Source organism: Streptomyces sp. NPDC003016, assembly GCF_053591455.1.
The window spans coordinates 1-14361 of record NZ_JBSFTV010000064.1 but is presented as its reverse complement, the minus strand read 5'-3'; the positions used below and the strand labels follow the sequence as shown (position 1 = coordinate 14361).

The window sequence follows — 14361 nt, the reverse complement described above, 5'->3', positions numbered from 1 at the left end:
GATGTCGCGACAGCGCGGAACAGCCCACCGGTCCCCCCGGCGGGCTGTTCCGGTCAGGTGGCCGGTGCCGCGTCAGTGCTGGGTCTTGGTGTGCCAGACGGGGGTGCCCCTGCTGTCGTAGATCACCACGTTGCCGTCGGCCTGGACCACGAGCCTGGCGCCCGGGTTGCCGTCGGTCACCGAGGCCCACACCGGCTGGTTGTCCGGCGTGTAGATCACGAGGTTGCCGTCCTCCTGGAAGACGGCGCGAGCGCCCTTCGTGGCGGGGTTCTTCGAGGCCCAGCGGGGGTCCTCGTTCTCGTCGAAGACGACGAGCCTGCCGTCGTCCTGGAGCACCAGCTTCGCCCTGCCCGCGTCGACGGTGTCACCGATGTCGAAGGTGGAGACGGCGGAGATCTCGTGGTTGCCGTTCTCCGTGACCACGACCTTGATCTTCGGGGCGTCGTCCGAGAGCTTGCCGTCGGCCAGCCGGTCGAGGGTCGACAGCGACGGCGTGAAGGCGTACACGGCCCCCTCGGTCCGTACGAACTGCTCGAAGCACACCTGCTTGCCCACGAAGCTGACGTCGGTCGACACACCGATCATGGGGTCCGCGCCGACCTCCGGCTCGCGCTGCGGGAAGCTCGTGTCGTTGACCCAGTCCTTCTGGATGAACTCGAACTGCCTGACCAGGTCGGCCTGGTAACTGACGAAGACCAGACCGCGAGCGGCGTCGGGGCCGTGGCCGTCCGCTCCCGCGGGGTCGAAGGGCAGGCCGTAGGGGATGCCGCGGCGCATGATGCGCCGGGAGTCGAGCTCGCCCTTCTCCGGGACGGGCTTGTCGCCCTTCTTCAGCGCGAGGCCGTCGCGGGGGCTGGTCTTGCGGAGGTGGGAGAACAGCGGGGTGGTCTCCCCCTCCAGGTCGTTCGCGTAACTGATGTTGTTGTCGGTCGCCGCTTCCGGGTCGGAGGACATGTCGGCGTGCGGGCACTTCGCCACGGGCGTGCCCGAACGCCAGCGCCCGACCATACGGGCCGCCAGCCACTCCGTGGTGGCCTCCGGGGGCACGGCCTTCATGTTCTTCAGTTCCTTCAGCCGCGCCCCGATCTGCGCCCACCAGCCCGGAACGTCCTGGCCGAGCCGGCGCACCACGTGGAACGAGCCGTTCTTCGCCCAGTCCGGCATGGTGCAAGGCGTACCTCTGACCGTCTCCTCACCGATGACGAACTCACCGGCCGGGATGATCCGGGTGCCCGGACTCCCCTTCTTCCACTCGGGGTTCTGGGGGTCGGGCAGGTCGAATCCCTCCACGGCCGGCTCGCTGATGCCGTCCTTGAAGCCGAAGTGCTCCTTGCCCCGCCGGTCTCCCGTCAGGGTCCCGCCGTCCTGCTCGAAGACGATCACGACCTTGTGGACGGAGGCTTCCTGCCGCTCCTGGGCGAGGGCCGCCCGCAGGTCCTCGACCTTGTCGGCCGCGATGGTGAGGACCGCGTGGACGGGCTGCGCGTTGCTGTCGCCGAAGAGCCAGTTCTCCGGGGAGTTGTCCCCGGTGTCGCCGAGCATTCCCGCCCGTACGGCGGACCCCTGCTTGAACGCGTGCTGTGTCGTGCCCTCCACGGTGTCCGGGAAGGGCTCCTTGCCCGTCAGCGTCCGGATGCCGCCGTGGGTGAGGCTGACGCTGCGCCATACGGCGTTGAGAGCCCGGGGGTCGTCACCGCCGGTGTTCCTGCGCGCCTCGCTGAAGGCCGCGTTGAACGCCGCGACCTGCCGGGTCGTGGCGATGCGCGGCTTCAGACGCCGCAGCCAGGTGCGCGCCCGCGTCGCGTCGTCGAACTTCAGGAACAGCAGCTGTACATGGTCCTTCTTGAAACCGGCGAGCACATCGCCCTGGATCTCCGTGCTCTCCCGCAGTGCCAGATCGGTCATTCTTCCTTCACTTCCTGGGGTTTCTCGGGGTGGGTTCCCGCGTCGTGCTCCGGCCGGCCGTCACCTGGCGGCGGGCGGACCGAAGGACACGAACTTGGCCATGCTGGGCACGCCCTCCTCGTTGAGGAGGAAGAGCATGTAGTAGCCCGGAGGGGCGGCTTCGGCCGAGGGCGGTGCCTGGAGTTCGAGGGCGCCGTCGCCGCGGCTCTTGATGCGGACTTCGAGGTGGCGCTGGCTGAAGTTCACCGAGTGGGTGGCCGTCGTGGGGGCGAGCAGGACGGCGCGCTCGACGTCCTGCGGGGTCGAGGTGAGCACCCTGAACCGGGCGTCGTAGCCGAGCGGGCGCCGGGGCACCGCCGAGAGGTCGGGGCGTTCGCCGTTGTGCAGGTAGGCGGGCTCGTAGATCTCGATGGTGCCGTCCATGTCGTCCCCGATGTCGGGGTCGTTGGCGATCTGCTGGGCCTCGTCACCGGTGACCATGATGCGGCCGTCGGGCAGGACCACGGCGTTGGAGTGGTAGCCGCGCGGCAGCCGCTGGGCGGGCCCGAGCTTCCAGTCGCCGCCCTCGTCGCGCATCTCGGTCTGCCGGTACTTCAGGTCGGCGTTGGGGTTGTAGGGCCCGTTGCCGTAGTCCCGGATGTCATGGGCGCCGTTGACGGTGAACAGGGTGCCGTCGGGCAGGATCAGCGTGTCGTCCTGCGTACGGCCGAAGGCCCGGGGCTCCTTCGTCTTCCACCGGCCGCCGACGAGCTGGTACGTGTTCGGGTCGTCCCGGTTGCCACCGAGGACCAGGACGGAGTCGGGGCCCTTGAAACCGGCCGGCAGCGGCACCGCGGAGCCGTAGTTGCGCATGAACGCGTCGGGCCGCGCGGGCAGGTCCGTCCGGGTCTCCGCGACCGGGTCGAACAGCCACTGCTGGTCGTGGTCGCGGCCGAGCCCGTAAATCTTGCCGTCACGCAGGGAGAACAGGTGCGGATAGTCGTGCTTGAACGGGGCTTGCGCCTTGAAGACGTCCACGGGAACGTTCTGGGGGAGGTCGGTCCTGGCGGTGGGGACCGGATGGTTCAGCGCCGGGAAGCGCTCCACGACGGGCGTGGGGGTCCCCCAGCCGAGCTCCGACTGTCCGGACATGATGAGGATCCGCCCGTCGGGGCCGGTGACGGCGCTGGGGTACCAGCGCCCCACCGACATCTCCTCGTTGAGCACCCACGCTTCGGTCCAGGGGTCGAAGACGAGGGACAGCTTGGCGCCGGAACCGTGGTTGCCGCCGAGGTTGCCGCCGAAGACGCCGAGCATCCCGTTGGGCAGGAAGGCGTGACCGGCGCAGAAGAACGGCGCGGGCCGCGGTTCGTTCTTGCCGTCCGGCATCATGATGGTGGGTGGCGCGACCTTCGTGAACGCGTCTTCGCCGTTGCCCTTCTCCGGGTCCCACAGGTACGCCCGGCCGGCGTTCGCCCTGCCGATGACCTGGGTGGGAGCGGTCTCCTTCGTCGGGTTGGTCTCGATCCTCTCGAACGAGAACATCAGGACCTTGCCGGTGGGCAGCTGGGCCACGTGCACGCCGAAGTCGGGGGACGGGAAGTACTCCTTGAAGACCCCGTACTCCCGCGCGCCGAACGTGGCGTTGTGCGTCGCCTGCGACGCGGTGAGCGACTTCAGGCGTGCCGTACGCGTCGGCTGCGGATATTCGCCGAGGTCCTCGGCCCGCAGGCGGGCCGCGGCGTGCGCCTCGGCGTGCTCCTGGCCGAGGACGGCGGCCTCGGCCTGGTCCACCGCGACCTTGCCGTCGGTGCCGGGTTCCGCCTCGCGGGAGACGGAACGGGGTTCTGACGCGCTGTCGTGGGCGACGGCCGGAAGCGCGGTGACGAGAGGGGTGGTCAGGGCGGAGATGACGGCGCAGGCCGAAACCAGCCTGGACAGTCGTGAACGTGTCATGGGACTCCTCGTGGCCTGTCGGCCTCCGCCTGCACGACCGTTCCGCGGTTTCCGGCGGGTCTGGACATGCAGGCGGGATAGGCCTTCTGTGACCGCCTGTGGCATAGGGGAGCGGAAAGTGATGCACCGCGATGCGGTGGACCGGAGCATTGGCCGAACGGGCACGAGCTGCCACGTCGGAGAGTGGGATGCGGGACGGGCATCAACGTAGAGGTGACGCCGGTACTGCCCGCAAGAGCCACTTCGCCGAACCACTCTTGCGGTTCAAAGAAAATCGATTCTGCGGTGTGATGTGGTTTGACCTGCGACGGAGCCCGGATCCGGGCCGCACCGCCTCGGCCTGTCGCGCCGTCGGATCACCCTCGGTGCCGTCGAGGCCCCGCGCCAGGGCAGTTGCCCGGTCACGCTTCAGGTACGCAGGCCATCGCGGGCCCGGCGAGAGGCCCGGGGACGGCCGGCCCCCGGACCGGGCCACGCAGGACGGACCTCTCGCCGCCCTTCGCTCAGCCGACCGTCGGCGCGCCCGGGTTCCTGCCGGCCTGTCGGCGCGACAGCACGCGCCATCCGGTTCACGCCAGGACGAAACAGCCCTGCCGTTCCAGTTCCGCCAGCAGCGGCAAGGAGGGATCGACCCCGTTCCATCGCAGATCCAGCTTCTCCAACGACGGCATCCGGACGAGCCAGTCCGGCAGCCGGCCGACGCGATTGCTCCGCAGGTCGATCCGGCGCAGTCGCGGAAGGCCGGCCAGCGACTCCGGCAGCTCGCCCACCGCGTTCTCCCGAAGGTCCAGGTGACGCAGCTGGTGCAATCCAGCGACCGATGACGGCAGCTGTTCGATCCTGTTCCCGCGCAACCGGAGTTCGCGAAGGCGGTGGAGTCGGCCGATCGAGCCGGGCAGCGTGGTCAGCCGGTTGTGCTGTGCTCCGAGTTCGACGAGACCGGTCATGTCGCCGATGGACCCGGGCAGGACGTCGAGGAGGTTCTCGCCGACGTTGAGGTAGCGCAGTCGTGTCAGGTTCCCCAGGGAGTCCGGAAGGTGTGACAGGTGATTGTCGTGCAGGTAGAGACAGTCGCCGAGTCCGGTCAGTTCGCCCAGTTCGTCAGGCACCGACGTGAGCGCGTTGTGGCCCAGGTCCAGGGTGTTCAGCCGGCGCAGCCGCCCGATCTCCGGCGGGAGGGCCGTGAGCCCGTTGTCCGCGAGGATCAGCACGCGGAGACCGGGCTGCCGCCAGACCGACGGGGGCACCTCTCCGAGATTCTGGCGCCACAGGTTCAGTACGTGCTCCACGACCTCGCCCCTTCCGTCACAGCCGGCTCCGAAGAACGAGGTCTCCTCCACCCGGTCGCCACCCTGTCCGCCCTCCCCCTGATCCGCCCTCCCCTGGACGGACATGGTGGCAGTTGGACGGACGTGGTGGCAGTGACCGAGCGGTTTGCCCAGTTTCATCAGGGGTATTCGGATGCGGCCCCTTGGGCGCCGATGGAGTCGCTGTCAGGAGGAAGCGCACGATGAGTCAGACCGAACGCGCGGCAACCGGAACCATCACCACCAAAATCCCGGCCAGACTCGACCGCCTCCCGTGGTCGAGGTGGCACTGGATGATCGTGATCGGGCTCGGCACCGTATGGATCCTCGACGGTCTCGAAGTGACCGTCGTCGGCACTGTCGCGAGCCGCCTCTCGGAGGAGGGCAGCGGACTGCCGATCACGGACGCGCAAGTCACCGGGGTCGCCGCCGCCCTCTATGTGGCCGGCGCCTGTTCCGGCGCCCTGTTCTTCGGCTGGCTCACCGACCGGTACGGCCGCAAGAAACTGTTCCTCATCACCCTGGCGGTCTACCTGGCGGCGACCGCGATGACCGCCCTGTCCTACTCCTCGTGGTGGTTCTTCCTCTTCCGCTTCCTCACCGGCTTCGGCATCGGCGGCGAGTACGCGGCCATCAACTCGGCCATCGACGAGCTGATCCCCAGCAAGTACCGGGGACGCGTGGACCTCATCATCAACGGCAGCTACTGGCTCGGTGCGATGGGCGGCGCCCTGCTGTCGGTCCTGGCCCTCAACACCGACATCTTCCCCAAGGACATCGGCTGGCGACTCACCTTCGCCCTCGGTGTCGTACTCGGCCTGGTCATCCTGCTGGTCCGCCGGCACGTGCCGGAGAGTCCGCGCTGGATGTTCATCCACGGGCGCTCGGAAGGCGCGGACGAGCTCGTCACCAGAGTGGAACGCGAGATCGAGGAAGAGACCGGGAAGCGCCTGCCCGAACCCGCCACGGCCATCACCATCGAGCAGCGGCGCAGTATCGGATTCGTCGAGATCGCCCGGACCCTGTTCCGCTCCTATCCCAAGCGCGCGGTCCTCGGCTTCGCGCTCTTCATCGGGCAGGCGTTCCTGTACAACGCCATCACCTTCGGATTCGGCTCGATCCTGGTGAAGTTCTTCGACGTGCCCAGCGGGTCGACGGGGTACTTCTTCGCGGCCATCGCCTTCGGCAACTTCCTCGGGCCGCTGCTGCTGGGGCGGCTGTTCGACACGGTGGGCCGCAAGCCGATGATCGCCGGCACCTACATCCTCTCGGGGCTGCTGCTCTTCGTCACCGCGTGGTTCTTCAACAGCGGCTGGCTCAACGCGACGACCATGACCGTGTGCTGGGCCGTCGTCCTCTTCTTCGCCTCGGCAGGCGCGAGTTCCGCCTACCTGACGGTCAGTGAGATCTTCCCGATGGAGACCCGCGCGATGGCGATCGCCTTCTTCTACGCCATCGGCACAGCGGCCGGCGGCATTTCCGGGCCGCTGCTGTTCGCGGAGCTCACTCACAGCGGAGTGGTGGGGGACGCCGTACTCGCGTTCTGCGTCGGCGCGTCGCTGATGGTGGCCGCGGGTGTGGTGGCGGTGTTCTTCGCCGTCGCGGCGGAGGGCAAGTCCCTCGAAGACATCGCGACTCCGCTGTCCGTCAGCGCACCGGCCGGTGGCGGAGTGCCGGACGGACGGACGGGCGGGGACGGGACGGGGGACGGAGGCAGGGACGGCAGGGACGGCAGGGAAAGTCCTTCCGGCACCTTCACCGGTTGATCCTCCTTTCCCGGTCATGGGCGGTTGCCCGGCCGCCGGATCCGCGGAACGTCCCCCACGGATTCGCGGTCGCCGACGCGCCTCTGGGGGGCCACCGGCCGGGTACGGTCGGTTCGTGAAGCTCGACACGTTCACCGATCTGCTCAGCTACCCGATGTACGTCGTCACGGCCGCAGCCGCGGGAGAGCGGTCGGGATGCCTGGTGGGATTCGCCTCCCAGTGCTCGATCCATCCGCCCCGGTTCATGGTGTGGCTGTCCACGGCCAATCACACCTACCGCGTGGCGCGGTCGGGCCTCGCATCTGGGCGTGCACCTGCTGCGTCGTGAGGACAGAGCGCTGGCCGAGCTGTTCGGCGGCGAGACCGGTGACCGTCTCGACACGTTCGAGCGCGTCGCATGGCAGCCGCAGGACGGTGGCACGCCGGTACTGACCGATGCGTGCGCCTGGTTCGTCGGACGTGTTCCGGACCTCTTCACCGGGGGAGACCACGTGGGTTTCCTCCCGGCACCGGTGGCCGAATCCGCACGCCCGCCCGGCCGCGCCCAGTTGCTCGGCTTCACCGACGTCGCCGACCTGCCGCCGGGCCACCCCGCCTGATCCGAAGCGGGGCGCCGCTCGCCCACGGCGGGTCGGCACCGGGGGCGGCGCACACCGGACCAGGGCGTACTCGGCTCTCCGGTGACGGTGATCCGGGCCGCAGCGGGTAGACGTTCCGCGTCGTTGCTGGACGAGAACTCCGGAGAGAATGCCATGGCCGTCAAAGCGACCGGGTGGGCCCGTACGTTCCCCGCGGGCAAGGGCGTACGCGATGGGCGGGAGTGGACGCGTCACCAGCTGGAGTCCCTCCCCTGGGCCGCCGAGGCGCCCGGTACCGTGGACGAGATCGTACTGGCGGTCTCCGAACTCCTCACCAACGCCCACCTGCACGCCCGCAGTAACGCCCAACTGGTGCTGACCTGGGACAGCACCTGCCTGCACGTGAGCGTCCACGACGAGTCCAGCGCCGTGCCCAAGCCCAGGGACCCGGACCCGGGGGCCGTTTCGGGAAGGGGCGTCAGCATCGTGCAGGCCCTCGCCGACAGCTGGCAGACCCATGCGCAGCAGCACGGCAAGACGGTCACCGCCTGCTTCAAGCCGCCTCGCACCGAGCCGTCGTCCGCGACGCCGCGGCCCACAGCGCCCCGGCGCCCCTGACCCGGCCGGGCAGGAGCCGGAGGGAGCACGGTGCCGGGTGACGCGACCGTCATGGCCTCATCGGACCCGTGCCGGGCTCCCGTGAGCCCGCGCTCACCGGCACGGTGCCCCCCGACGGGTGAAGGGCCTGACCGGATCGGGTGACAGGCCCGGGGAAATCGAGCTGTCCGGGGCCGGGTACGCACAAGCGCACCCGTCGCACGGTGAAGATGAGACGGAATCCTCGTACGCGCCGAAGGGACAGAACCATGCGCCGTCGTTTCACCCTCGCCCTCACCGCTTCCCTCGCAGCCGTCCTGCTTGCCTCCGGGACCGCCGCCGCCGCGGTGCCCGTCGACGACACCCCCACCACCCTGACCCCACGCGAGCAGAAAGGTCTGGACTTCGCCGGGCAGGTGCTCAGCTCGCTCTTCGGCGGCGGCGCCTCCCGGTAGGCGGGCCGGCGTCCCGGCCGGGGGCTTCGCGTCCGGCCGGGACGCCCTTCTCCTCGGCTCTCCTCCGCTCTCCTCCGCTCTCCTCGACGAAGAAGCCGTCGTGGCGGGCGAGGAAGCCAGCGGAGCTTGCGCGCCCGCCCGTCGGGCCCACCACCGCGGCAGGATCCGGGCGTGGAGGGCCGCAACCATCGGGTGCATCCGGGTGCCTCAGCAGTCAAGACCGGACAACGCGCATAAAAAATGGAAGTCGTGGACATCTGATGCCTCGTACTGCTTCGCGTGCCACCGCTGTCGCCACCGCGTGTGCCGCCGCAGTCGGCCTCGCCCCGGCCCTTGCCGCGACCTCTCCGGCTGCCGCCCAGCCGGACCGGGCCGCCGCGACCGCCCACCACACCCCGGCCGCGCGGACCACCCCGAGGGCCGAACCGGCCCCGGACAAGCGCTGGACCGCCGCGGAGATCCACCGCTTCCTGGTCGGTTTCTACGGCAAGCACGGCCCGTCCCCCTGGGAGCGCGAGCACCAGGTGGCGCCCGACCTCAAGGAACGGGCGGCCGACACCCCCGACTACGACCTGCTGCTGTGCGCCCAGAACGAGCCGCGGAACATCTCGATCGGCAAGGTGACCACCGCGCAGTCGGCGCGGGTCGGCTGGGCGACGGTCACCACCCACTGGGGCGCGAACGACAAGCAGCACTTCACCGCGTACGTCGATCTGGACGCGGAGAAGCCCATCGAGCTGCTGGACGTCGCCTGTCAGCTGTGAGCTCGTACGGCGAGCCGTCCGGAGCGCGGCCGGCCGGGCACTCGGGGTGCGGAAAGAGCGGGGGCGGCTGGTGGCCGCCCCCGCGTTACGGCTGGTGGGGTCAGCTCTTGCCGAGCAGCTTGTTCATGCGGGCGATCTCGGCGCTCTGCGAGGTGACGACGGCGTCGGCCATGTCCCTGGCGGGCTTGTAGGCACCGTCGGACTGCTCGGTCCTGGCCATCTCGACCGCGCCTTCGTGGTGCTTGACCATCATCTTGAGGAACGCGGTGTCGAACGCCGTGCCGGAAGCCTTCTCCAGCTCGTCCATCTCCTCGGGCGTCATCATCCCGGACATGGAGTGGTCGCCGTGCCCGGCACTCCGGCCCTCCTCGGGAACCTCCTCGCCCCAGGAAGCGAGCCACCCGGACAGAGTCCTGATCTCCGGGCCCTGCGCCTTCTCGATCTCCGCGGCCAGCTTCTCGACCTCGGCGGACTGCGCCCGGCTCTGCGCCAGATCGGCCATCTCGACCGCCTGACGGTGGTGCGGGATCATCCCCTTCGCGAAAGCGACGTCGGCTCCGTTGTGCTCACCCTGCTCGGCAGAGGCCGACGCGCTGGGCGAGGAGGTCTTGTCGTGGCCGTCGTGGCCGGCCGAGCTGTCATGTCCCCCGCCGCAGGCGGCGAGTACGACGGCGGCGGACGCCACGGCCGCCGCCGCGGCGGCACGGCGGATCAGCGAACGGTGTGCGTTCATGGTGGTGCGACTCCTGCGTGTGTGCTCGATGAGGCATGGCTCTTGACCGCGGCACCGCCCCAAGGGGGGCGGGCGCAGCGGGCCGGCCTATATGCGCAGGAGTTGCAGTTCGCTCAGCGAGGGCGGGGCCCGTCCACCCGGCGCCGCGGCAAGGACGAAGGCGGGTACGTCCGCAGTCGGACACCACGCAGCGGCCCCGGCCGGAGCAAGCGTCGGCAGTACGGGCGCTCCGCTCGTACCACTGGCAGCGCACGTGTCGTCGGCGTGCTCGACATGTCCGCCGGCACCACCGTCGTCGTCGTGCCCGGCGTGGACGCAGTCCTCGCACACGGCCGCGCCGGAGTGCGGCGAGGCCGCGGCCACGACCGCGTGGCGAGCCTCCGGCACGGCGGAGGACGAGGCCGGAGGGACAGCAGGCCCCAAGCCGTGCATGGCCACCACACCCACCAACACGGCCAGCACCAGCAGCACGTACACCCGCGGCCCACCGGGCCGGGCCTCGCGCCACACCTGCCGTCTCATCCCCGCATCATAATCGGCGGCCCGGATCCCGTCGGCTCAAGCCTCGCTGTGTCACCCGGCAAGCCATTCCCCCCCTGCTCGGGCCCTGGACCCGAGCACGGCATTCCGCTCAGGTGGCACCACCTGGATGATCAAAACAGCGGTGGGGTTAGCATATGAGCGCCGCCTAGCTCGAAAGATAAACCTGTGACTGTCAATGACGACTCGTTCACCAACTGGAAGAACCGCGAGGAGATCGCGGAGTCGATGATCCCCATCATCGGGAAGCTACACCGGGAGCGTGATGTCACGATCCTGCTCCACAGCCGCTCCTTGGTGAACAAGTCAGTGGTCAGCATCCTCAAGACCCACCGTTTCGCCCGGCAGATCGCCGGCGGGGAACTCTCGGTCACCGAGACGCTGCCGTTCCTGCAGGCTCTCACCACGCTCGATCTCGGCCCTTCCCAGATCGACATCGGCATGCTCGCCGCGACGTACAAGGCCGACGACCGCGGTCTCCCGGTCGAGGAGTTCACCGCCGAGGCCGTCGCCGGCGCCACGGGCGCCAACAAGATCGAGCGCAGCGAGGGACGCGACGTCGTCCTCTACGGCTTCGGCCGCATCGGGCGCCTCGTCGCCCGCCTGCTCATCGAGAAGGCCGGCTCCGGCAACGGCCTGCGACTGCGCGCCATCGTCGTCCGCCAGGGCGGTGACCAGGACATCGTCAAGCGCGCCTCGCTGCTGCGCCGCGACTCCATCCACGGCCAGTTCCAGGGCACGATCACCGTCGACGAGGCGAACAGCACGATCGTCGCCAACGGCAACGAGATCAAGGTGATCTACGCCGGCGACCCGTCGGAGGTCGACTACACGGCGTACGGCATCAAGGACGCCATCCTCATCGACAACACCGGCAAGTGGCGCGACCGCGAGGGCCTGTCGACCCACCTGCGCCCCGGCATCGACAAGGTCGTCCTGACCGCGCCGGGCAAGGGCGACGTCCCCAACATCGTGCACGGCGTCAACCACGACACGATCAAGCCCGACGATCAGATCCTGTCCTGCGCCTCCTGCACCACCAACGCGATCGTCCCGCCGCTGAAGGCGATGGCCGACGAGTACGGCGTCCTGCGCGGCCACGTGGAGACCGTCCACTCGTTCACCAACGACCAGAACCTGCTGGACAACTACCACAAGGCCGACCGCCGCGGCCGCTCGGCGCCGCTCAACATGGTGATCACCGAGACCGGTGCCGCCTCCGCCGTCGCCAAGGCACTGCCCGATCTCAAGGCGCCGATCACCGGCAGCTCGATCCGCGTACCGGTGCCCGACGTCTCGATCGCGATCCTCAGCCTGCGGCTCGAGCGCGAGACCACCCGCGAGGAGGTCCTCGACTATCTCCGCAACGTGTCGCTGACCTCGCCGCTCAAGCGCCAGATCGACTTCACCACCGCTCCCGACGCGGTTTCGAGCGACTTCATCGGTTCGCGCCACGCCTCGATCGTCGACGCCGGCGCCACCAAGGTCGACGGCGACAACGCGATCCTCTACCTGTGGTACGACAACGAGTTCGGCTACTCCTGCCAGGTCATCCGGGTCGTCCAGCACGTGTCCGGCGTGGAGTACCCGACCTACCCGGCCCCGGCGGTCTGACCTCGGCGGACCGCCCCACCGGTGCCCCGGCGGACGGGGCACCGGTGGGGCGGCGGGACGGCAGCAGGTTCCGGCCGGCTGCCGGTTGCTCCCCCACCGCCACCCTGCCGCCCCGCCGCCCGTGCGTACCGTTCCCCTCCCGTTGTCACGGCCCACCGGTGACCATGGGAGTACGCCTCAGGCCGGGAGCGTCATGAGGGCCAACGGGGTGGTGGTGGGCTGGGACGAACCGCCGGCGGGCTCCACCGTGACGCCCATGCCGGTCGCCTTTCCGATCTCCCCCTCCACCACGACACCGCCGTCGCGTCCGATGAGCGCGGCCGGCCTCATCCGGCCGTCGTCGTCGAACCAGAGCTGATACGTCCTGCCCCCGGGCAGCTGCGCCAGGCCGGAGGCGAGGAAGGCCGCGCGGTCCTGGCCACGGGAGACGATCACCGTGGCCCGTCCGCCGCCCTTGACGGTGGCGACGACCGTACGGGCGTCCGGAGCGGCCAGCACCCGTGCCAGGTCCCCGCTCTGCGCCCTGACCCGCTGTGCGTGCTGCCCGGCCTGCCGTGCCTCCCCGAACTGCCAGACCGCCACCCCTGAGAACGCGGTGGCCGCGGCCACACAGGCCGCCAGGACCAGCCGGGACATCCGGCCTGCGCGGGCCGGACGGCGTACGACGTCACCGGCCGTCACCTGCGGGGGCATCTGTCGTACGGCCTGGATCGAGGTGATGACCTCGCGCTTCATCCGGCGCGGCGGCGCAGCGGCGACGGCCGTTCCCAGTCGGGCCGCGGTCGCGGTCAGCTCCCCTACCTCCTGGGCACACTCCGGGCAGTCCCGCGCGTGTCGCTCGACCATCTCGCGCTCGCCGTCCGCCACCGCGTTCAAGGCGTAGGCGCCGGTGAGGACGTGCATGTGTTCCTCGCTCATGGGTTCACTCCCCTGCAGTCCCGAAACCGGATCAGACCGTCGCGCAGACGTGTCCTGACTGTCCCCAGGGGCGCCGTCGCACGGACGGCGCCCTCCCGGTGCGCGCAGCCCTGGTGGTAGGCGAGCGTGACGGCCTGACACTGGGGCCCGGTCAGGGTCCTCAGACACCGCCGTACGTCTTCGCTCTCCAGCCGGACCGCCACCTCTGCGCCGGCCTGGTCGTACTCGGGCATGCGCTCGCGCAGCACATCGCGTTGCTCGCGTGCCGTGGCCGCCTGCTCGGAGCGGACACGGTCCACCGCACGACGGTGAGCCATCGTCATCACCCATGGCATGACACTGCCCCGGTCGGGACGGAAGCGGGTCGCGGTACGCCACACCTCGACCATGATGTCCCGCGCCACCTCATCGGACTGGGGCGGATCCCGCAGCGCCTTGAGCACCAGCCCGTGGACGGGACCGGAGATCTCGTCGTAGAGGGCGGCGAAGGCGTCCTGGTCGCCGCCGGTCACCCGAGCGACGACATCGGCCGGCTCGGGTCCACGCTGCGCGGTGCGTCCGGTGCGCGCGATCTCCCTCACCGCACATCTCCCGTGGGAGTGGGGCCGATTCGGCGGAGTGCGGGGTCATGGTCGCCCATGCGGGACCTTTCCAATTCCAAGCGATGCGGGTGAGAAAGGCCCGGCCCTCAGTGGTTTCCGGGCGGTTCTCGCTCTTTCGCCTGATTCGTAGCCGCCGGTCTCGCGGATGGGTTCGCCGACCGACTTTGTGTACCCGCCAGAACTCGTTCGCCCCGCCACCAATCCGCAGCGGCCCCGGTACCGAATAGACGACGTGAGGGAAGCGGTACGGCCCCGAAGCAGCAAGAAGCGGACTGCGGGGCCGTACCCACTTGGCACTCCTCATCCATGAGCACCGCCCGCCGGTGCGCCGACCGCCTCAAGGAGACCTGTTTCATGTTCAGCACCCGCTCGCGTCGCACTGTTGCCGTCCTCGCCGTCACGGCCGCCCTTCCGCTCGTTCTCACGGCTTGTGGCATGGATGACGAAGGCGGCAGGAGCGACAAGTCCTCGGGCTCCTCGGCCCCGAAGGAGAAGGACAGCGCGGGTCAGGACGACGCCGGGCGGGCCGCGCAGGCGTCGGGTCCGTTCGGTCCGGGGTGTGCTTCGGTCCCGGAGGACGGTGCGGGCAGCTTCGACGGCATGGCCAAGGACCCGGTGGCGACAGCCGCGTCGAACAACCCGGCACT

At 69.8% G+C, this 14361-nt stretch carries 12 protein-coding genes and 2 pseudogenes; 7 read left to right on the top strand and 7 right to left on the bottom strand.

The window, feature by feature from the left end:
* Positions 1 to 72: 72 nt before the first annotated feature.
* The 3 genes from ACWDZ4_RS33440 to ACWDZ4_RS33430 all read right to left on the bottom strand — a co-directional run bounded on the left by ACWDZ4_RS33440 (position 73) and on the right by ACWDZ4_RS33430 (position 5234).
* Complete coding sequence (locus ACWDZ4_RS33440) at positions 73 to 1905, bottom strand: Dyp-type peroxidase (RefSeq protein ID WP_451512152.1); 1833 nt, start codon at positions 1903 to 1905, stop codon at positions 73 to 75.
* A gap of 60 nt (positions 1906 to 1965) precedes the next feature.
* A complete protein-coding gene (locus ACWDZ4_RS33435; RefSeq protein ID WP_451512151.1) occupies positions 1966 to 3840 on the bottom strand; it encodes a galactose oxidase-like domain-containing protein in 1875 nt (624 codons plus the stop codon).
* Positions 3841 to 4409: 569 nt separating this feature from the next.
* Positions 4410 to 5234 (bottom strand): leucine-rich repeat domain-containing protein, encoded by an 825-nt coding sequence (locus ACWDZ4_RS33430; RefSeq protein WP_451512150.1) that lies wholly within the window; start codon positions 5232 to 5234, stop codon positions 4410 to 4412.
* 116 nt (positions 5235 to 5350) lie between these two features.
* On the opposite strand from ACWDZ4_RS33430, the gene ACWDZ4_RS33425 reads away from it, so the two are divergent.
* The 5 genes and pseudogenes from ACWDZ4_RS33425 to ACWDZ4_RS33405 all read left to right on the top strand — a co-directional run bounded on the left by ACWDZ4_RS33425 (position 5351) and on the right by ACWDZ4_RS33405 (position 9307).
* A complete protein-coding gene (locus ACWDZ4_RS33425) occupies positions 5351 to 6913 on the top strand; it encodes an MFS transporter (protein WP_451512149.1) in 1563 nt (520 codons plus the stop codon).
* A 154-nt stretch (positions 6914 to 7067) separates the two neighbouring features.
* A pseudogene (locus ACWDZ4_RS33420) lies at positions 7068 to 7512 on the top strand (flavin reductase family protein).
* A gap of 153 nt (positions 7513 to 7665) precedes the next feature.
* Positions 7666 to 8109, top strand: a complete 444-nt coding sequence (locus ACWDZ4_RS33415) for an ATP-binding protein (protein ID WP_451512148.1) — start codon at positions 7666 to 7668, stop codon at positions 8107 to 8109.
* 248 nt (positions 8110 to 8357) lie between these two features.
* A complete protein-coding gene (locus ACWDZ4_RS33410; RefSeq protein ID WP_451512147.1) occupies positions 8358 to 8543 on the top strand; it encodes a hypothetical protein in 186 nt (61 codons plus the stop codon).
* 260 nt (positions 8544 to 8803) lie between these two features.
* Complete coding sequence (locus tag ACWDZ4_RS33405) at positions 8804 to 9307, top strand: hypothetical protein (RefSeq protein WP_451512146.1); 504 nt, start codon at positions 8804 to 8806, stop codon at positions 9305 to 9307.
* A gap of 100 nt (positions 9308 to 9407) precedes the next feature.
* Here ACWDZ4_RS33405 and ACWDZ4_RS33400 read toward each other — a convergent pair whose 3' ends face one another.
* Both ACWDZ4_RS33400 and ACWDZ4_RS33395 read right to left on the bottom strand, forming a co-directional pair.
* A complete protein-coding gene (locus ACWDZ4_RS33400; RefSeq protein WP_451512145.1) occupies positions 9408 to 10040 on the bottom strand; it encodes a DUF305 domain-containing protein in 633 nt (210 codons plus the stop codon).
* Positions 10041 to 10127: 87 nt separating this feature from the next.
* Positions 10128 to 10562, bottom strand: a complete 435-nt coding sequence (locus tag ACWDZ4_RS33395; RefSeq protein ID WP_451512144.1) for a DUF6153 family protein — start codon at positions 10560 to 10562, stop codon at positions 10128 to 10130.
* A gap of 186 nt (positions 10563 to 10748) precedes the next feature.
* Between ACWDZ4_RS33395 and ACWDZ4_RS33390 the strand changes: the two genes are divergently transcribed.
* Positions 10749 to 12194, top strand: a complete 1446-nt coding sequence (locus ACWDZ4_RS33390; RefSeq protein ID WP_451512143.1) for a glyceraldehyde-3-phosphate dehydrogenase — start codon at positions 10749 to 10751, stop codon at positions 12192 to 12194.
* A 177-nt stretch (positions 12195 to 12371) separates the two neighbouring features.
* Here ACWDZ4_RS33390 and ACWDZ4_RS33385 read toward each other — a convergent pair whose 3' ends face one another.
* Together ACWDZ4_RS33385 and sigK are read right to left on the bottom strand one after the other, a co-directional pair.
* A complete protein-coding gene (locus ACWDZ4_RS33385) occupies positions 12372 to 13112 on the bottom strand; it encodes an anti-sigma factor (protein ID WP_451512142.1) in 741 nt (246 codons plus the stop codon).
* A complete protein-coding gene (gene sigK, locus ACWDZ4_RS33380; protein WP_451512141.1) occupies positions 13109 to 13693 on the bottom strand; it encodes an ECF RNA polymerase sigma factor SigK in 585 nt (194 codons plus the stop codon). Before sigK ends, ACWDZ4_RS33385 begins: the two co-directional genes overlap by 4 nt.
* Positions 13694 to 14068: 375 nt before the next feature.
* On the opposite strand from sigK, the pseudogene ACWDZ4_RS33375 reads away from it, so the two are divergent.
* Positions 14069 to 14361 (top strand): annotated as a pseudogene (locus tag ACWDZ4_RS33375) (fasciclin domain-containing protein); the annotation flags it as partial.